General features: G+C 58.9%; 14 protein-coding genes. 9 read left to right on the top strand and 5 right to left on the bottom strand.

All coding sequences use genetic code 11. The annotated features are described in order from the left end of the window. The first annotated feature begins 51 nt into the window (after positions 1-51). From TR36_RS01400 to TR36_RS01385, 4 genes are read left to right on the top strand one after another with little or no spacing between them, the layout of a single operon-like run. Positions 52-1,440 carry an ABC transporter substrate-binding protein gene (locus tag TR36_RS01400; RefSeq protein WP_045388197.1) on the top strand — a complete coding sequence of 463 codons (1,389 nt, stop codon included), beginning with the start codon at positions 52-54 and terminating at the stop codon, positions 1,438-1,440. After that, entirely contained in the window at positions 1,437-2,426 is a 990-nt protein-coding gene (locus tag TR36_RS01395; protein ID WP_062762181.1) for a carbohydrate ABC transporter permease, read from the top strand. Before TR36_RS01400 ends, TR36_RS01395 begins: the two co-directional genes overlap by 4 nt. Positions 2,427-2,429: 3 nt before the next feature. Further along, entirely contained in the window at positions 2,430-3,608 is a 1,179-nt protein-coding gene (locus TR36_RS01390; RefSeq protein ID WP_045388203.1) for a carbohydrate ABC transporter permease, read from the top strand. Positions 3,609-3,617: 9 nt separating this feature from the next. Beyond that, complete coding sequence (locus TR36_RS01385) at positions 3,618-4,709, top strand: ABC transporter ATP-binding protein (RefSeq protein ID WP_045388206.1); 1,092 nt, start codon at positions 3,618-3,620, stop codon at positions 4,707-4,709. A gap of 16 nt (positions 4,710-4,725) precedes the next feature. Here the strand turns inward: TR36_RS01385 and TR36_RS01380 are convergent, their stop codons facing one another. After that, positions 4,726-6,711, bottom strand: a complete 1,986-nt coding sequence (locus tag TR36_RS01380) for a PhoX family phosphatase (protein ID WP_045388209.1) — start codon at positions 6,709-6,711, stop codon at positions 4,726-4,728. Between the two features lie 103 nt (positions 6,712-6,814). After that, entirely contained in the window at positions 6,815-8,269 is a 1,455-nt protein-coding gene (locus tag TR36_RS01375; RefSeq protein WP_045388212.1) for a phospholipase D-like domain-containing protein, read from the bottom strand. Between the two features lie 295 nt (positions 8,270-8,564). Here TR36_RS01375 and TR36_RS01370 point away from each other — a divergent pair, with 295 nt between their 5' ends. The 4 genes from TR36_RS01370 to TR36_RS01355 all read left to right on the top strand — a co-directional run bounded on the left by TR36_RS01370 (position 8,565) and on the right by TR36_RS01355 (position 12,186). Next, a complete protein-coding gene (locus TR36_RS01370) occupies positions 8,565-8,798 on the top strand; it encodes a hypothetical protein (RefSeq protein WP_045388215.1) in 234 nt (77 codons plus the stop codon). Between the two features lie 4 nt (positions 8,799-8,802). Then, on the top strand, positions 8,803-10,236 hold the full coding sequence (locus tag TR36_RS01365; protein WP_062762179.1) for a sulfotransferase: 1,434 nt from the start codon (positions 8,803-8,805) through the stop codon (positions 10,234-10,236). A 15-nt stretch (positions 10,237-10,251) separates the two neighbouring features. Then, the gene (locus TR36_RS01360; protein WP_062762177.1) at positions 10,252-11,541 is read left to right on the top strand and encodes an arylsulfotransferase family protein; all 1,290 of its coding nucleotides are present in this window, start codon (positions 10,252-10,254) and stop codon (positions 11,539-11,541) included. Between the two features lie 222 nt (positions 11,542-11,763). After that, positions 11,764-12,186, top strand: coding sequence for a DUF3597 domain-containing protein (locus tag TR36_RS01355; RefSeq protein WP_062762174.1), 423 nt, complete (start codon positions 11,764-11,766; stop codon positions 12,184-12,186). Positions 12,187-12,266: 80 nt separating this feature from the next. Here the strand turns inward: TR36_RS01355 and TR36_RS01350 are convergent, their stop codons facing one another. Both TR36_RS01350 and uxuA read right to left on the bottom strand, forming a co-directional pair. Further along, complete coding sequence (locus tag TR36_RS01350; RefSeq protein ID WP_045388221.1) at positions 12,267-13,730, bottom strand: mannitol dehydrogenase family protein; 1,464 nt, start codon at positions 13,728-13,730, stop codon at positions 12,267-12,269. Continuing rightward, positions 13,727-14,950, bottom strand: a complete 1,224-nt coding sequence (uxuA, locus tag TR36_RS01345) for a mannonate dehydratase (protein ID WP_045388223.1) — start codon at positions 14,948-14,950, stop codon at positions 13,727-13,729. The genes TR36_RS01350 and uxuA overlap by 4 nt, the downstream gene beginning before the upstream one ends. A gap of 98 nt (positions 14,951-15,048) precedes the next feature. Here uxuA and TR36_RS01340 point away from each other — a divergent pair, with 98 nt between their 5' ends. Then, the gene (locus TR36_RS01340) at positions 15,049-15,753 is read left to right on the top strand and encodes a GntR family transcriptional regulator (RefSeq protein WP_062762171.1); all 705 of its coding nucleotides are present in this window, start codon (positions 15,049-15,051) and stop codon (positions 15,751-15,753) included. Between the two features lie 7 nt (positions 15,754-15,760). Here the strand turns inward: TR36_RS01340 and TR36_RS14820 are convergent, their stop codons facing one another. Continuing rightward, entirely contained in the window at positions 15,761-16,993 is a 1,233-nt protein-coding gene (locus tag TR36_RS14820; RefSeq protein ID WP_153010461.1) for a DUF563 domain-containing protein, read from the bottom strand. Positions 16,994-17,136 lie beyond the last annotated feature (143 nt).

Here is a 17,136-nt window from a genome sequence, read left to right as displayed (position 1 = left end):
TCGGGTAAAGCAAAAATCCGGCGGGCCCCGTTCGAGGAGGAACTTGGCCTGTTGCAACGTTCAACATCCCTATCAGCCCTGCTGGTCGTGCTTGGTACGATACCGCTGCACGCGCAGGATCTGCTGATGCCCCCTGATCAGGACAGCCGGTTCAACTGGGCCTCCTACCATGAATTTGCCGATCGGCACGATCTGACCGGCCAATCCGTTTCGATCTCCGGCACATGGACCGCCGAGGACGCCGTAACCTTTCGCCGCGTGTTCGAATATTTCGAGGAAGCCACCGGGGCGACGGTGAATTATTCCGGCTCCGACAGCTTCGAACAGCAGATCATCATCGATACATCCTCCGGCTCCCCCCCTGATATCGGAATTTTCCCGCAGCCGGGGCTGCTGCGTGGACTGGCGGGTCAGGGGCAGGTAACTCCCTTGCCCGATGATACCAACGACTGGCTGCGTGCAAATTACGCGGCGGGTGACAGCTGGGTGGATCTGGTCAATTTCGAAGGGCCAGACGGCCAGACGCGGGCTTACGGGTTTCCCTACAAGATCGACGTCAAAAGTCTGGTCTTCTACTCGCCCGAGAACTTTGCCGCGATGGGCTATGACGTTCCGGCCACTATGGAAGATCTGAAGGCTCTGACGCAGCAAATCGTCGAGGACGGGGGTACCCCGTGGTGCATCGGCCTGGGGTCAGGATCGGCCACCGGTTGGCCCGCGACCGACTGGGTGGAGGATCTGATGCTGCGGCTGAACCCGCCCGAGGTCTATGATCAATGGGTCAGCCACGAAATCCCGTTCGACGACCCGCATGTCCTGGCGGCCATCGAGGAATTCGGCTGGTTTGCCAAAACCGATGCCTATGTCGACGGCGGCGCGGGCGGTGCGGGGTGGATCGACCATCGTGACAGCCCCACCGGCCTGTTCTCCATTCCTCCCCGCTGCTTCATGATGCATCAGGCATCATTCATCGGATCCTTCTTTCCTGCGGGGACCGAGTTCGGGCGTGATGTGGATTTCTTCTATATGCCGCCCTACGCCAGCCACCCCGAGCTGGGAAATCCGGTTCTGGGTGCAGGGACTACCTTTGCCATCCTGCGCGACACCCCCGTGGCAGAGGCATTTCTGGCGTTTTTGCGCACACCCATCGCCCATGAGATATGGATGGCCCAGACAGGCTTTCTGACCCCCTTCTCGCAGGCCAATCTGGATACCTATGGCGACCCTACCCTGCGCGGTATGGGCGAGATTCTGGTGAACGCCGATACCTTCCGCTTCGATGCATCCGATCTGATGCCCGGTGCCATCGGGGCCGGGGCGTTCTGGACCGGAATGATCGATTATGTCGCCGGTCAAAGTGCCGAGCGCGCCGCAAGCGGGATCGAACGCAGCTGGTCCAGCCTTGCCCGCACCGGCGGAATTGAGGAGGGCGCCGAATGACGCATCAGATCCTTCTGGCTGTTGTGACGGTCATCATCGGGGTCGGCGGCTGCATCGCCTATTTCTGGCTGTCGAACCTTGTTCTGGATAAAACCTTTCCGCCACGGGGCAGCAACGCCGCGCAGAACCTGCGCCGCTCGGGGCGCATCCGCCCATGGCTCTTCATGGCGCCGGCCATCTTCTTTCTAGGGGTATATCTGGTTTATCCCGTATTCGCCTCCATCTGGCTGGCCCTGTCACAGGGGGGGGAGTTTTCCGGCCTCGCGAATTTCATCTGGCTGTTCCAGGATCCGAAATTCCATGAAAGCCTGATCAACAACATCCTGTGGCTATTGTTCGTGCCGACCATGGCCACCCTCGTCGGACTGGTCGCGGCACAGCTGACGGATTCCATCAAATGGGGCTCCATCGCCAAGGCATTCATCTTCATGCCCATGGCAATCAGCTTTGTCGGTGCCGCGGTCATCTGGAAATTCATCTATGAATACCGCGCCGAGGGCCTAGCCCAAATCGGGCTGCTGAACGCCATGACCACATCACTGGGCTTCGAGCCGACGGCTTGGCTGACCCTGCCTGTGGTCAACACCTTCTTTCTGATGATCATCATGGTCTGGATGCAGGCGGGTTTTGCCATGGTGCTGCTGTCTGCCGCGCTTCGGGGCATCCCCGAGGAGACGGTAGAGGCGGCGATCCTTGATGGCGCATCGCCATGGAAGGTGTTCTGGCGCATTCAGGTGCCGCAGATCTATGGCACCATCGCCGTGGTCTGGACCACGATCACGATCATGGTCCTGAAGATCTTCGACATCGTCTTTGCCATCACAAACGGCCAATGGGGCACGCAGGTTCTGGCCAACATGATGTACGACTGGTCGTTCCGTGCCGGTGATTTCAACCGCGGGGCAACGGTCGCCATCGTCATCATGGTCGCCGTCATGCCGATCATGGTGTGGAACATCCGCAATGCGCGCCGTGAGAGGGACTGAACCATGGATAATATCGCAGGCAAACGCGGACGTCTGACATGGGCCCTGAACATCGCCGTGTTCTTGCTGGTGCTGCTCTGGACGATTCCGACACTAGGGTTGCTGGTGTCATCGTTCCGCGACGCGGACCAGCTACAGGCATCGGGATGGTGGACGTCGCTGTCCCCGTCCGTCCAAAGCAGCGCCGCCCGTACCGGTCCGCCGGCTACGCAGACCAGCGGGCTGGACGGCTATGTGCTGGAAGGCAACGTATTCGGGGACGCTTCAGGAGAGGTCGTCACATTCGGCACTACGCCGATGATGCCCGATGCCTTTCCCGCCGGTGAAACCGCCCCCCGCAACGGGGGCGGAACACTGGTGGTCAATGCGGACGGCAGCTATCGCATGACCTCCCCCACCCCGTTCGAAGCCCCTGATCTGGTGACGGGCGAGACGGCAGGTGAACCGCTGCCCGATCGCGGATTGCGGGTTTTCATCACCTCGACCGAGGCGCCCGATTTCACAACAGGCAATTACGGCACGGTGCTGAATGCCGACGGAATGGCGCAATCCTTTCTGAACACGCTGACCGTGGCCATCCCGGCCACGATCATTCCCATACTGGTAGCGGCCTATGCCGCATATGCGCTGGCATGGATGAGCTTTCCGGGCCGCGCGCTTCTGGTATCGGCTGTCGTCGGACTGCTGGTCGTGCCGCTACAGATGTCTCTGATACCGCTGTTGCAGCTGCATAATGCCATCGGCCTCGGACGCGGGTATATCGGGGTATGGCTGGCCCATACGGGGTTTGGCCTGCCCTTGGCAATCTATCTGCTGCGCAACTACATGGTGGGCCTGCCCAAGGAGGTGATCGAGAGCGCGCGCGTCGATGGTGCCACCGAATTCGAGATCTTTCGCAAGATCATCCTGCCGTTGTCGCTGCCCGCGCTGGCGGCTTTCGGGATCTTCCAGTTCCTGTGGACCTGGAATGATCTGCTGGTTGCAAAGGTGTTCCTCGGCAATTCCGATACGCAAATGGTGATGACAGGCCGGATCGTGGAGCTTCTCGGCTCGCGGGGGAACAACTGGGAACTGCTGACGGCAGCGGCCTTCGTGTCAATGATCGTGCCATTGATCGTATTCTTTTCCATGCAGAAATATTTCGTCCGGGGCCTGCTGGCAGGCTCGGTCAAGGGAGGCTGAGGAGGCATCATGGCCAATCTGAAACTGAGCAATGTGTCGAAATCATACGGCGCCACCAAGGTGCTGAAGAACATCGACCTGACGATAAACGAAGGCGAACTGGTCGTGTTCGTCGGCCCCTCCGGCTGCGGGAAATCCACCCTGCTGCGGATGATCGCTGGCCTCGAAAAAATCACGGGCGGAGAGCTGCAGATCGACGGGCAGGTGGTGAACGATACCCCACCCGCCGAGCGCGGCATCGCGATGGTGTTCCAGTCCTACGCGCTTTATCCGCATATGACCGTGCGCGAAAACATGACCTTCGCATTGGAGATCGCCAAGGTTCCGAAGAAGGAGCGGAACGCCAAGGTGGAGGAGGCTGCCAATGCGCTGCAGCTTACGGAATATCTGGACCGTCTGCCCAAGGCCCTGTCCGGGGGGCAGCGCCAGCGTGTGGCGATCGGGCGTGCAATCGTCCGCAACCCGAAGGTGTATCTGTTCGACGAACCTCTTTCCAACCTTGATGCTGCGCTGCGGGTCGCAACCCGAATAGAGATTGCGCAACTGAAAGAGCGGATGCCGGATGCCACCATGGTCTATGTGACCCACGATCAGGTAGAGGCGATGACGCTGGCGACCCGTATCGTCGTATTGGCCGACAAGGGCATCAGCCAGGTCGGCACACCGTTGGAACTGTACGAGGCGCCGAGGAACGAGTTTGTGGCAACGTTCATCGGTTCTCCGGCCATGAACCTGATCCCCGGAAAGATTACGGCAACGGGCGCAACAACCGAGGTGGCGCTGGATGGCGGAGGGACCGCCATCAGCAATATCCCCTCTCCCGATGCGGCAATGGGGCGGCAGGTGAATATCGGCGTGCGCCCCGAGGATCTGACACCCGTGGAAGAGGGACAGCCCTATGTCTATCGCGGAGAGGTGGATTACGTGGAGGCATTGGGCGAAGTGACGCTGCTGTACTTCGTTGCCGAAGCCGGGCGGTCAGGGGTCATTGCAAAACTGCCGGGCATCCACCGTGACACGCGCCGCGCCACGGTGGCCGTTTCCGCCCCTGCAGAAAAGATACATCTTTTCATGGACGGGCAGTCGATGCGCCCCGAATAAGGGACGCATCATTCCATCATGCGCCGATGCGACCGCCGCCTTGGCGCGTGATGGCCACAACAGAGGGGCGAACCGGCATCGCATCGTCAAAGTCGGGCCAACGCGTGGACAGGTCCTCGTAATAGGATGGACGGCCATGGCCCTCCCAATCCTCGCCCCCATCGGCCGGATGCTGCACCGCCACGAAGAAGGTGGTCAGATCCGCCGTCGGGCAAGGGCCGCACATCTCCGCCCCGACCGGAACGCGGTAGAACAGCTTTGACGTTCCGCGTGCCGCACCTTCGGTATCCAGCGCCCAGAGGCCATCCGTCCGTCCGGTGGATTTCATCGAGTTACCGTCCGTCGAAACCCAAAGGCGGCCTTCGGAATCCACCGCCGCGTTGTCGGGGCATGCGAACCAGCCATCGTCGGTGGTTTCCGTCGAGAATGTTGCGCCGACATCGGCGACCGACGGATCACCACATTGGACGACGATTTCCCAACGGCCGTTCGTTGCGGTGAAATTACCCGCATCCTCGATGATCTCGATGATGTGGCCGAAGGCATTCTCCACGCGCGGATTGGCGGCATCAGCCTCGGTCCGCCTGGAGTTATTGGTCAGCATGACATAGGCACGGCCCGTGTCGGGGTTCGGCTGGATATCTTCCGGGCGGTCCATAGGGGTCGCCTCCAGCAGATCGGCCGCGCGGCGGGTTTCGATCAGCACATCGGCTTGGCTCTCGAAGCCGTTTTCGGCGGTCAGCGGCCCTGTTCCATGGGTCAGCGGCAGCCACTCCATCGTGCCATCTTCGTCAAAGCGCGCGACATAGAGCGTACCCTCATCCAGCAGGTCCATGTTGGCGGCCCGGTTGTCCGGATCGAATGCCTTTGCCGTCACGAATTTATAGACGTAATCGAACCGTTCATCATCGCCCAGATAGAAGACGACGCGACCGTCCTCGGCCACGACGCTTTCGGCGCCCTCATGCTTGAAACGGCCCATTGCCGTCCGTTTCTTCGGCACGGAATTGGGGTCCATGACATCGACCTCGACAATCCAGCCGAAGCGGTTCGGTTCATTCGGCTCTTTGGACACATCGAAGCGATCATGAAAGCGGCCCCAGGCATAGGTGCTTTCAGGAATGCCCAGGCGTTCGTAGTTCTGCGCTTCGGGATGGTCAGCCGGCAATTCCCCCATGAAGTAGCCGTGGATGTTTTCCTCGGCCATCACATAGGTGCCCCAGGGCGTGATGCCGCCTGCGCAGTTGTTGATCGTACCGAAAACCTTGCGCCCCGTGGTATCCGCCACGGTCTGCAAACGGGCGTGGCCTGCGGCGGGACCGGTCAGCATCATTTCGGTATTCGAGGTGATCCGGCGGTTCAATGCGCCATCGCGGACAACCTTCCATTTGCCGTTTCCATCCTTGCGGATCTCGACGACCGTGCCGCCATGGGCTGCCATCTCGATATCGACACGGGTCTGGTCGGCGTCGGCCACCACGATCTCGTTGTCGGTGATGGTCACGATGCCGGGGAACATCAGATGTTCGTTTGTGTATTCATGGTTCACACACAGCAGCCCGCGGTCATCCGCCCCGTCCAGAGGGTGGAAACCGACGAAATCGTTATTGTATCCGAACTGCCGTGCCTGCGCCTCGGGCGTTTGGCGATCGGGGTCGAATTCAGGGCTGTCGGGGAACAGGGCATCGCCCCAACGCAGCAGGATATCGGCGTCATATCCATCGGCCACATGATGGTCGGCATCCACACCTGCCTTGACCTCGGGGAAATCGAAGGCCGAGCCTTGCCCTTGGGCATGCGCCTCATTGGCGGCCATCATCGCAAGAGGGCTGACCGTGGCCGTAATTGCGGCCGTTGCCATTGCGCCCTGCAGAAATCCGCGGCGTGAAAAGCGTGCCGCAATGATTTCGCCCATGCGGCGGTTCGCCGTGGGGTTCGTGCCGGGGCCATCAGCCTCTTCCAGCCGCGTTGTACGGAAGGCGGATTCATTACTTTCGCGCATAGCGATCTCCTGCGTTCTTGGCGTGGGGTCAGCCGCTTGATCCCCACCTCCTACGCAGAAGACATGGCAGTTTGGTGACATTGTAACGAAACAGAGGAGCCTGTTATTTCGGTCGGCGCAGGCGACCGCGGAACAGGCCGCGGCGGTTCACAAGCTCGAACATTTCCTCGGGGCCATCGGGGTCGAGAATCTCGTTGTCCGCCAGCCACGTCTCGATCACGCTCAGGTCTGGCACTTCATAACGGACCAGCGATCGCCCTTCGTCACGGCGCAAGGCTTCGATGCCGCCGATAAGGGTCCCTTCCCGCTCTGCCGCTGCGCGCACCTCATCAATGCTGAAACCCAGATGCTCTGCCAACAGATCGTGACGCAACTGCTGCAATTGGGCGGCCATCCCCCCCGTTTCATCCTGCAGGGCATCAATGGCCACATCGCATTCGGAATCCAGCCGCATGGAACGGTTGTTGAAATTGGAGGATCCGATCCGCATCAGCCGGTCATCGACGATCATGACCTTGGCATGGACATAGATCGGGTTACGCCCCGCAGTTACCGGATGATAGATGGCAAGCCGGTTATACCTGTCATGCCGGCGCAGGGCCTCGAACAGCCGCGCGCGAGCGGTGTCCATCGCGATCGGTTCCAGCCAGCCATCGGCAGAATAGGGATTGATGATAACCACTTCCGGGCCATCAGGCTCTTCCAGCCGCCGGGCAAGCGCCGAGGCAATGCGGCGAGAGGCAAAATACTGGCTTTCGGCATAGATCACATGGCGGGCGGTCGCAATCATGTCGATATACAGCGCCTCGATCTCACGGATGGGATCCTGCCCTTCCATCTTGGGCCGACTGCGGGCAATGGCGATTTCCGCAGGCCCGAACAGCGGCTTGATGATCGACGGCCACTCCAGCGGCTTTCCCTTGATCGCCGGAAGATCTTCGCCCGTCGCACGTTTCCAGCGGCGGCGCGCCACCTGCCCCAGGGCCCGCGCCGCATCGGCGTCGCACATGGCCGCACAATCATGCCAAGGCTCCAGCGCGCGGCCGGACGGGGAAACACGGTTCGGTTCATCATCCAGGTGGTTGCGCGTATCCCACCGCTTCACCGTCATGTCGATGCCGCCGCAGAACGCCAGACTGTCGTCAATCACCAGAAGCTTCTGGTGGTGCGACCCGCCCGGCGGGTGGATTCCGTCGAACCGCGCGGTGATCTGGGAATGCCATTTCCATCGGCACAGGTAATAGGCATTTGCCCCCCGCAGCCAGTTCTTCATCATCCCCGAATTCCATTGCAGCATCCGGATCTGCAGATCTGGGGTACGGTTGGCCAGCCACAACATGAACTGCCCCAGATGCTCGGGCGCATCATCATTATGCTCGGGGGCATCGAACCTGATACGGGCGTCAAAATCCCAACCGACCATCATGATGGAGCTTTGCGCCCGCATCATCGCCTCCCGGGCGGCGGTGAAATAATCCGCAGCATCGATGATCACGGAAAGACGGTCAGTGCGGGCCAATTGCCAGCAGTTCCGGCCCGGTTCGAACAGCGCGCTCATATCATGTCCTGCATTCTGGCCTACGCTCTTCTGTGCCAACAAACCGGAATTATGAAAAGGGGTATACGTTCCCTTGCCACACATCCATCCTGCGGGACAAAGCGCCGCAATGGGCGAAGTCAAGCAGCCGATAAATACAATTCAGGCAAAATGCCGCGCATAAATTTGTTGCCTCTGGAACAGTCGGGCACCGAAATCTACTTCCATCCATGATATACGAGGGAACAGCATTCTATGCGTTTCCTATCCCTATTTGTTCAAATACATGGTCGCTCCACTCTGAGAGGAAATAATGATGCGAACTATGCCATACCCGGCGGCATTTCTGGCCTTGGCCGCCTTGCCCCTGATGCTGCTGCCCGAAACCGCATCGGCCTATGTCGGTCCGGGTGCGGGAATGACCGCCATCGGTACAATCCTCGCTTTGGTCAGTGCGCTGTTTCTCGCGATTGTCGGGTTCGTCTGGTACCCGATCAAACGGATGCTGAAACGCAAACCTTCGGCTGAAACCAATAAAGACCGGAACTGAAAACATGACAGCACTTGCGGCCCTGGCCTTGGGGCTGATTGCATTTGTCGTAACCCTTAAGGCGATGCGGGCAGAAGAAGTGGGGCGCGGAATCCTGACGACCGCCCGCAGCGCCACCGCAACCATGTCCGCCAAAGGGCTGAGCGATGACGAAAAGGAACGCCTGACGAGAGAGGCGGCCGTACAGATGTTCGGCTCGTTCTTCCGGATTCTGGGCATCACGATTGTCTCGCTCGGCCTGTCGGCCCTGATCATCTGGGCCGGCAGCGCGATGGGGCTCTATACCCTGAAAAAGGCCCTTACACTGGCCAGCAGCCTGCCGTTCCTGATCGGCTCTACCGTGGCGGCAGTGGCGCTCTGGATCATCATGTCCCGTGCCAGCCCCAAGGATTCCCCCTATTCCGCCATGGATCGTGCCCTGCACAGTCTCGCTTTCGCCACCCCCGGCCTGCAGAAGGCATTGGCCCGCACCGAGACCACCCGCTACGCCGATCGCATCGATATGGCCACGGCTGCCCGTCCCGTGTTCATCACGTCACTTGCGCGGGCGGGCACGACCATTCTGCTGGACGTTCTGGCCAAGCAGCCGGAATTCGCATCGGCCACCTATCGGCACATGCCCTTCGCCCTTGCCCCGCTGTTGTGGAGCGACATGACGCGCAAGGGCCGCCAAGAGGGGGCAATGGTAGAGCGTGCACATGGCGATGGCCTTCAGGTTGGCTATGACAGCCCCGAAGCGTTCGAGGAAATGGCATGGCTGGCATTCTGGAAAAACCATTACGGCAAGGACCGCATCCGTGCATGGTCCCCCATGGAAAAGAATGCGGCCTTTGAAGCCTTCTTCCCGGCCTATCGTGCAAAGGTTGTTGCCACAAAGCCCGGTGCAAGCCGCTACCTGTCCAAGAACAACGCCAATATCCTGCGGCTGGGATTGCTGGAGCGCCTGGCACCAGATGCAACCATTCTGATTCCGCTACGGGATCCGGAGGCCCATGCGGCATCCCTACTGCGCCAGCATCTGCGGTTTTCCGAACGCCATGCCGCTGATCCTTTCACCCAGCGGTATATGGAAGGCATCGGCCATTTCGAATTTGGCGAGGCCCTGCGCCCGCTGACATTCGACGGTGCCCGCCCCGAGGGGGACCCGGATACGCCAGCATTCTGGTTGCAGTACTGGTGCCAGATCCATGAAGGCATTCTGGCGCATGCAGGCCCCCGTGCGATCCTGTCGGATCATGATGCCCTTTCGGCCGACCCCACCCGCTATCTGCCTGCATTGGCCAACGCTCTGGATTTGCAGGACCCCGAAAAACTGCTGCTGCAGGCCCCGCGCTTCAAGGCGCCCAAGCCCGCCTCCCTTCCCGATGTATCCACATCGCTCCTTCATCGCGCGCGCGAAGTGCACGTGGCATTGAAGGCGCGGTGTCTGGTCCCGTAATACCGGAGCTGACCGATGTCCGAAAAACTACCGATGATTGCCTTCACCGTATCGGTGGCTGTTATGGGGACCGCCTATGGCGTGTTTGCCGCCCGTAACAACTGGTTCCCCCATCCGCAGATCACCTTGGCGATGGACACGTTGAACGATATGAAGGCAAACTGGAAAAATGACGTGGGGCTGGAGCCGACGCGCCATCTTGTACCTTCCCGCACCCCCGGCGAAGCCGCCCGTTTCATCGTGAAGGATCCTGCCAAGGTCACGCCCGGCTATACGCTGATTGCGGGTCTGTCGGCGGATCAGGACATCGCCCCCTTCACCGTTACGATGTACGACGAAAAGGGGGATCAGGTTCATCAATGGCCGATCAATTACGAGGACGCCGATCCTGACGGGCCCAGATCCCTGAACACCATGCTGCACGGAATGGAAGTGATGCCCGACGGGTCAATTCTGGCGGCATTCGACGCGGGGAATACGCTGGCCCGCTTTGATACCTGCGGTATTCCAATCTGGGCCACCAAGGGTGCGTTCCACCATACGATCAGCCCCGATGGGCCTGACGGTTTTCTGGGATGGCGTGACAATACCATCACGCATATCGATGCCGCCACCGGTGAGGCAACGCCGATGCTGAGCATTGAAGACGACCTGATCAAGGCGGGCGATGGTCAGGAGGGCATTTTCGGCATCCGCACATTCTCGGCCGGGGGGGAAGCACCGCTGACCTATGAATCCGATCCGTTCCACGCCAATGACGTTGAATCCCTGCCCGAAGCCTATGCCGCGGTATTTCCGCAGTTCGAGGCGGGCGATCTGCTGATTTCGCTGCGCGAACTGAACCTTGTCGCCGTTGTCGGCCGCACCACCGGGGAGCTGAAATGGTATCAGCACGGGCCATGGCTGAAACAGCATGATCCCGACTGGCAGCCGGATGGCACGATCACGGTTTTCGACAACCACACAGGATCGCAGAATTCCCGTATCCTGCGGGTCGATCCGAAAACCCACAAGGTGGACACCCTCTTTGCCGGATCGGAAGAGATCCCGTTCTATAGCTGGCAGCGTGGCAAACACCAGATCCTGCCTTCCGGTAATATCCTGATCACCGAGGCGCAGCATGGCCGTGTTTTCGAAGTGACGCCGGCAGGGGAGTTGGTCTGGGAACGCGACATGGGATGGGATGACGACCAGAACCTGATCGTAACGGAAGCGCGTCATGTCGCCCCGGATTTCTTTACCGACGGTGTGCCCTCCTGCGCTGTCACCGCCAGCGCGAACCACCGGATGACCCCGCGCGGATAAGCGAATACGACCGGAGAAAAAGGCGCGGAAATCCGATAGGGCTTCCGCGCCTTTTTCATGTTCCGTGCCGGCATAGGCGGGTTTTCGTTGGCCCGCGAAGAACGGGCTTTCTTGGATCATTCGCCACCCTAGGTACTGAAACCTAAGCGGTTCGGCAGGACTGTGCCAAAACAGTCATCCCGAGCGCCGGCAACCGATCATGGACTGCGAAAGGACGACAAGATGAGCATTTTTGGTAAGATCAAGGACGCGATTTTCGGCGGTAAGGCAGAAGCGGCCGAACCGGCGGTATTGACCCCGGCGGCAGACGAAAAAAAANGCGTTGATGCTGCAGTTCCGGCACCTGCCCCTGAGCCGGCACCGGCTGCGCCACAGGCGTCATCCGCACCGGTTGACGTGGCCGCCACCCTGGAGGAAACGGCCAAGGAAAAAGGATCCGATCTGAACTGGCGCACATCGATCGTTGATCTGATGAAGCTTCTTGGCATCGACTCCAGCCTGTCGAACCGCAAGGAGCTGGCCAAGGAACTGGGTTATACCGGAGAGACGGATGGCAGCGCGGAAATGAACATCTGGCTGCACAAGGCAGTCATGCGCGAACTTGCAAAAAATGGCGGGAAGGTGCCTTCGGAACTGACCGATTGATCATCCTTGAGATAATATCGTGGCGCAGGAATGCGCCACGCTTTGACCGGTAAAGACCGCGGTAAAGCAGACCGGGGCCATTATGCGTTCCGAGCTTCCTCTGCCAGAACCTCGGACATCGGGCGGGTCAGACAGTCCGAAAGTATGCCAGTTATCTGTGCCAGCCAACCGCTGTCCGCCCTAAGCATATGTGGCATGAACCCTTCCATGGCAGCGGCGGCTTCGACCATTTTTGCGGCACAGCCGGCGTTTGCGACAAGAGCCAGTTCATCGGCCCGCGGATCCTGCACCTTGTATCCCTCCCGGTCATGCGTGGCACCGCTGATATGGCGCAGCCACAGCGCCGTGGCAAAAGCGAAGGGGCGCAGGTTCTGACCGGATTTTTGTGCACATAGAGCGGGCGCAAAAATGCGCTGCGGTAGCTTCTGTGTCCCGTCCATCGCGATCTGCAATGTCTCATGCGCGATTGCCGGATTGGCGAAGCGCGTCATCAACGCATCGGCATAATGATCGGTATCGATATCCGGCAAAGGGCCAAGCGTAGCCGCAGCCGCCCGCAGATGACGCTGGACAAGGGTCGTGAGAGCCGGATCTGCCATGACCTCGCGCACGTATTCATACCCTGCATGAAATCCCGCGTAGGCCAGCATGGAATGTGTACCGTTGAGCATTCGCAGCTTCAGATCCTCATAGGCCATAACGTCCGAGACGAACACCGCGCCGGCCAGATCCCATGCCGGGCGGCCTGTGGGAAAATCATCCTCGATCACCCATTGATGGAAGGGTTCGGTTTCCACCGCGGCATGATCTTCGAACCCGATCAGATTACGGGCATCAGACAGGGTAAGCGATGTCGTCGTCGGGGTGATCCGGTCCACCATGCTGCACGGAAACGCCACCCGCGCCTCGATCATTCCGGCAAGGCCCGGATCAATGCGGCGGGCAAAATCAATTGCGGCATTGCGCAGCAGATGGCCGTTCTGCGGCAGGTTATCGCAACAAAGCACCGTGAATGGTTCGAGCCCCGCGGCAAAGCGCTGACCCAATGCCCGCACCAGCAGGCCCAGAACACCCTTTGGCTGATCGGGCATGGCCAGATCGGCGGCAACGGCCGGATGGAGGGGATCACATCCCTTCCCCGCCCGATCCAGACCATAGGCCTTTTCCGTAACCGTCAGGGTGACAATGCGGCACGATCGATCCGCCATCGCGGCAAGGACAGGACCTGTTCCGTCTGCGCCCGTCAGTGCCCGCGCGACAGAGCCGATTACACGCGCGGCGGGTGCATCCGTACCCCGCTCAATCAACGTATAACGGCCATCCTGTGCCGAAAGTGCCTCCACCGCATCACGGCTGCGCAATGATACCGCCACGATCCGCCAATCGCCGCCTGCCTTTGCCAATGCCGTATCGGTATAGGCGGCCTGATGGGCCTTGTGGAATGCACCAAGGCCCAGATGTACGATCCCCACGCCATGCGATGCAGGATCATAATGCGGGCCCAACCCTGCGCGAAGCTTGACCCTGGCAGAAAGCCGGGTCATCGGCTGGAGACCGTGACTGCGGGATGCTCCAATGCCGTCATGATACCACGCAACTCGGCCAACCCTTTCAGCCGACCGATGGCCGGATAGCCGGGTTGCACCTTGCGGTTCTGATCCTCCAGAATATCCTGCCCATGATCGGGGCGGAACGGGATATGGCAGTCGAGGCGGCCCCTGGACCGGCGACGGTGTTCCTCTGCCAGAATGGCTGCGATCATTGCCACCATGTCGGTTTGCCCTGACAGATGCTCATCCTCATAGAATGATCCACGCGGCACCTCGGGTGTATCCAGCGTGACGTTGCGCAGGTGCAGGAAATGCACCCGATCACCCAGGCGGCGCATCATTCCGACCGGGTCGTTATCAGCACGCGCACCGAGGCTGCCCGTGCAAAGGGTGATCCCGTTCGCAGGCACATCCACCGCCTGCATGACCCGCGCATAATCCGCCTCGGTGGACATGATGCGCGGCAATCCCAGCAACGGAAATGGCGGATCATCCGGATGGCAGCACAGCCGCATGCCCAGACGTTCGGCAAGGGGTGCCACCTCGGACAGGAAATCGACCAGATTGCTGCGCAGCTGATCCTCCCGGATCGGATCGTATTCGGCCAGATGGTGGCGGACATCATCCAACGTCAGGGTTCCGGCAGCGCCCGGCAACCCGAAGACCACATTGCCGGATAACTTCGCCCGCTGCGCATCCGACATTTCGGCAAAGCGCTCGGCAGCCAGTTCGACAATATCATCCGGAAAATCCTCGGTCGCCCCGTCACGCTTCAGGATGTGTATGTCAAAAGCTGCAAAATCCGTGAAATCGAACCGCATGCACGTGGCCCCGGACGGGCGCGGCCATGACAGATCCGTTCGTGTCCAATCGAGCACGGGCATGAAATTGTAACAGACCACCTCCAGCCCCGCATCGCGAAGATTATGCAGGCTTGTTTTCCAATTGGCGATATGATCGCGCCAATTGCCCTGCTGCTTCTTGATATCTTCGGATACGGGCAAGCTTTCAACAACGTCCCATGTCAGCCCCGAAGAGGGTCCGTCTGCCCGCTGGGTGATCAGATTGCGACGATCCACGATATCCTGCGGTGTCCAGACCGCCCCGGCCGGCACATGGTGCAAAGCAGAAACGACGCCCTGAACCCCCGCCTGCCGCATATCGCTGGTTGAAACCAGATCCGTGGGGCCGAACCATCGCCATGTCTGCCGCATCACCCATCCTCCCGCAGTGCTGCCGTCCAATTGCCAAGCATGCATAATGCTGACTAGTATGGAAGTATGAATGTGGCATGAGGTTGTAGGATATAAGCATGGCGGACCACCCCGACGCCCTTTGCCTCGATTCCGGATTGGCCGTGGGGCCGCAGCTTGTACGGATCTTGCGCGAACGGATCATATGCAATGAGCTTGCCCCCGGAGCGCGCATTTCGGAATCCGAGATTGCGCAACATTACAGGACCAGCCGACAGCCCGTTCGTGAGGCATTCATAAAGCTGGCCGAAGAAGGATTGGTCGAGGTGCGGCCGCAGCGCGGTACCTTCGTCCGCAAAATTTTTATTCCCGACGTCATGGATGCACGCTTTATCCGCGAGGCGGTAGAGGCGGATGTAGTCCGCGCACTGGCACGATCTGCGGATACGGCGCTGGTCCGTGAACTGGACCGGCAACTGGCCGCCCAACGCGCCCTGCCGCTGACCAATGCAAAGGAGTTTCGGGCATTGGACGACCTGTTCCACCGCACCCTAGCCGAGGGGGCGGGCCTTCCCTATGTATGGAAAGTGCTGGATGGGTTGAAGACCCAGATGGACCGTGTCCGCCAGCTATCCACCGAACAGTTTTCCATGGGAAAGCTGATCAAACATCACACCCAGATCGTAGAGGCGATCCGGGTTGGAGATGCAGATAACGCCGAGGCCGCAATGCGCAAACATCTGCGGAAGATCCTGAATGACCTGCCGATCATCCAGCAGAACCGCCCTGAGCTTTTTGATAGTATTGACTCAGGACGATCATGAAATGGCCTCACTGAACGATCTTTGCCAATCTGGTAGCGAATACATCCATATCTACAGATTTGTCGAATATCATGGCAGAATACGCCATATCGTTATGACGGGAGCGCATATAGAAATCCCGCGTCAGCATTTCTGAAGGAAAAAGTTCGAACATTGCCGCCCCCGCCTTCATGAAGGCCATGTTTGCAAGCCCCGCGCCGTGGACAGAGACGAGAACATCTGTGTTTGATGCGATCAGCACCTGTTGTTCAAAAGACAGGAGTTCAGCGTACACGACAAGAAATCCACGCTCCGCCAAGAAGGTTTCCAATTCATCTTCGTTTGAAGGCCCCCGATTACTACGTCGGCGGGATATGAAAACCTTCAATCCATCCTTCACGGTTCGCGTGGATATTTTCTGGAAGAAACTGAATACACTTTTATTCCAGTAATATGGCGGGTGCGAAGGCAAAAGCGCTTTTTGGATATTTAGATCGCTCGCCTCATCAATACTGATCAGTCGGTTTTTATCTATGCCCAACCTGTCGCATACTACTGGAAGAATTCTGTATTTATCTTCCTGATACAAGATAGGCGCATCACCCACAAGTTTCGCATACCGCAGGCCATATACCATTTCTCCCAAAACATGGTAATAATTACCTGAGTGATGCGGAATGGGAAGTAAAAGCGCGTGAGGGATAGTACGTTTAGCCGGAACGCGGAAATTCATGGGATAGGATTTTGCAATCCTGCCTGATTCCTCATTGACGTAAAGATTTTCGGAAAATGCATATGCGTGCATCATAAGATCACAACCGCAAACAAATGCATTCTCTACAACACGAAAACTGTCACTCGTGCCACCCTGCATACCCAGACCGAAACGTGCCTCTCTAAGACGACGTAATTCCGATCTGGAAAGACCGCTTAAATCTGCTTCAAATGTTGATTCACGCTCAACCTGTTCACCTATTCGGTAGAAGCCAGCAGGCAGGTCATTAAAACTGTCAGGGTATTTATCTAAAAATATTGCTTCATTCTCTGCGGCACGAAGCTTTACAGGTTCGAACTCCGCAGGCACCGATCGCTGATCAATATTCTTAATGCTCGTATACAAACCCCGCATTTGGCGTATGCGGTTATGCTCCCCTGTTGGAAAATTGCGAACATCTTGATAAATCATCTCTTCGACGGCAGCAAAATCTCCTTTGAACAGAAGATTTTTTACCGTTCGGGTCCATTCGGGTCCATTAAACACTATGCAAGTTCCATGTGCGGTATCTGCATGGAAGCTTTCACATAAGTGCCCGTATTTGCAACATCACCTTTGTTAGTATTGCAAATGACCCTTTAACCCGGCGCCCTACAAAGGCTCGACAGCTTGATCCCTGGCGCAAAACA

Source organism: Falsirhodobacter sp. alg1 (genome assembly GCF_000739715.2).
Classification (GTDB): domain Bacteria; phylum Pseudomonadota; class Alphaproteobacteria; order Rhodobacterales; family Rhodobacteraceae; genus Falsirhodobacter.
Note: the sequence above shows the minus strand (reverse complement) of the source record. Positions and strands in the feature narration are given on the sequence as shown.

Bases quoted from the DNA above. Each gene is read 5' to 3' on its own strand.
- TR36_RS01395 (WP_062762181.1), top strand. From the start codon at position 1,437: ATGACGCATCAGATCCTTCTGGCTGTTGTGACGGTCATCATCGGGGTC.
- TR36_RS01390 (WP_045388203.1), top strand. From the start codon at position 2,430: ATGGATAATATCGCAGGCAAACGCGGACGTCTGACATGGGCCCTGAAC.
- TR36_RS01385 (WP_045388206.1), top strand. From the start codon at position 3,618: ATGGCCAATCTGAAACTGAGCAATGTGTCGAAATCATACGGCGCCACC.
- TR36_RS01380 (WP_045388209.1), bottom strand. From the start codon at position 6,711: ATGCGCGAAAGTAATGAATCCGCCTTCCGTACAACGCGGCTGGAAGAG.
- TR36_RS01375 (WP_045388212.1), bottom strand. From the start codon at position 8,269: ATGAGCGCGCTGTTCGAACCGGGCCGGAACTGCTGGCAATTGGCCCGC.
- TR36_RS01370 (WP_045388215.1), top strand. From the start codon at position 8,565: ATGCGAACTATGCCATACCCGGCGGCATTTCTGGCCTTGGCCGCCTTG.
- TR36_RS01365 (WP_062762179.1), top strand. From the start codon at position 8,803: ATGACAGCACTTGCGGCCCTGGCCTTGGGGCTGATTGCATTTGTCGTA.
- TR36_RS01360 (WP_062762177.1), top strand. From the start codon at position 10,252: ATGTCCGAAAAACTACCGATGATTGCCTTCACCGTATCGGTGGCTGTT.
- TR36_RS01350 (WP_045388221.1), bottom strand. From the start codon at position 13,730: ATGACCCGGCTTTCTGCCAGGGTCAAGCTTCGCGCAGGGTTGGGCCCG.
- uxuA (WP_045388223.1), bottom strand. From the start codon at position 14,950: ATGCGGCAGACATGGCGATGGTTCGGCCCCACGGATCTGGTTTCAACC.
- TR36_RS01340 (WP_062762171.1), top strand. From the start codon at position 15,049: ATGGCGGACCACCCCGACGCCCTTTGCCTCGATTCCGGATTGGCCGTG.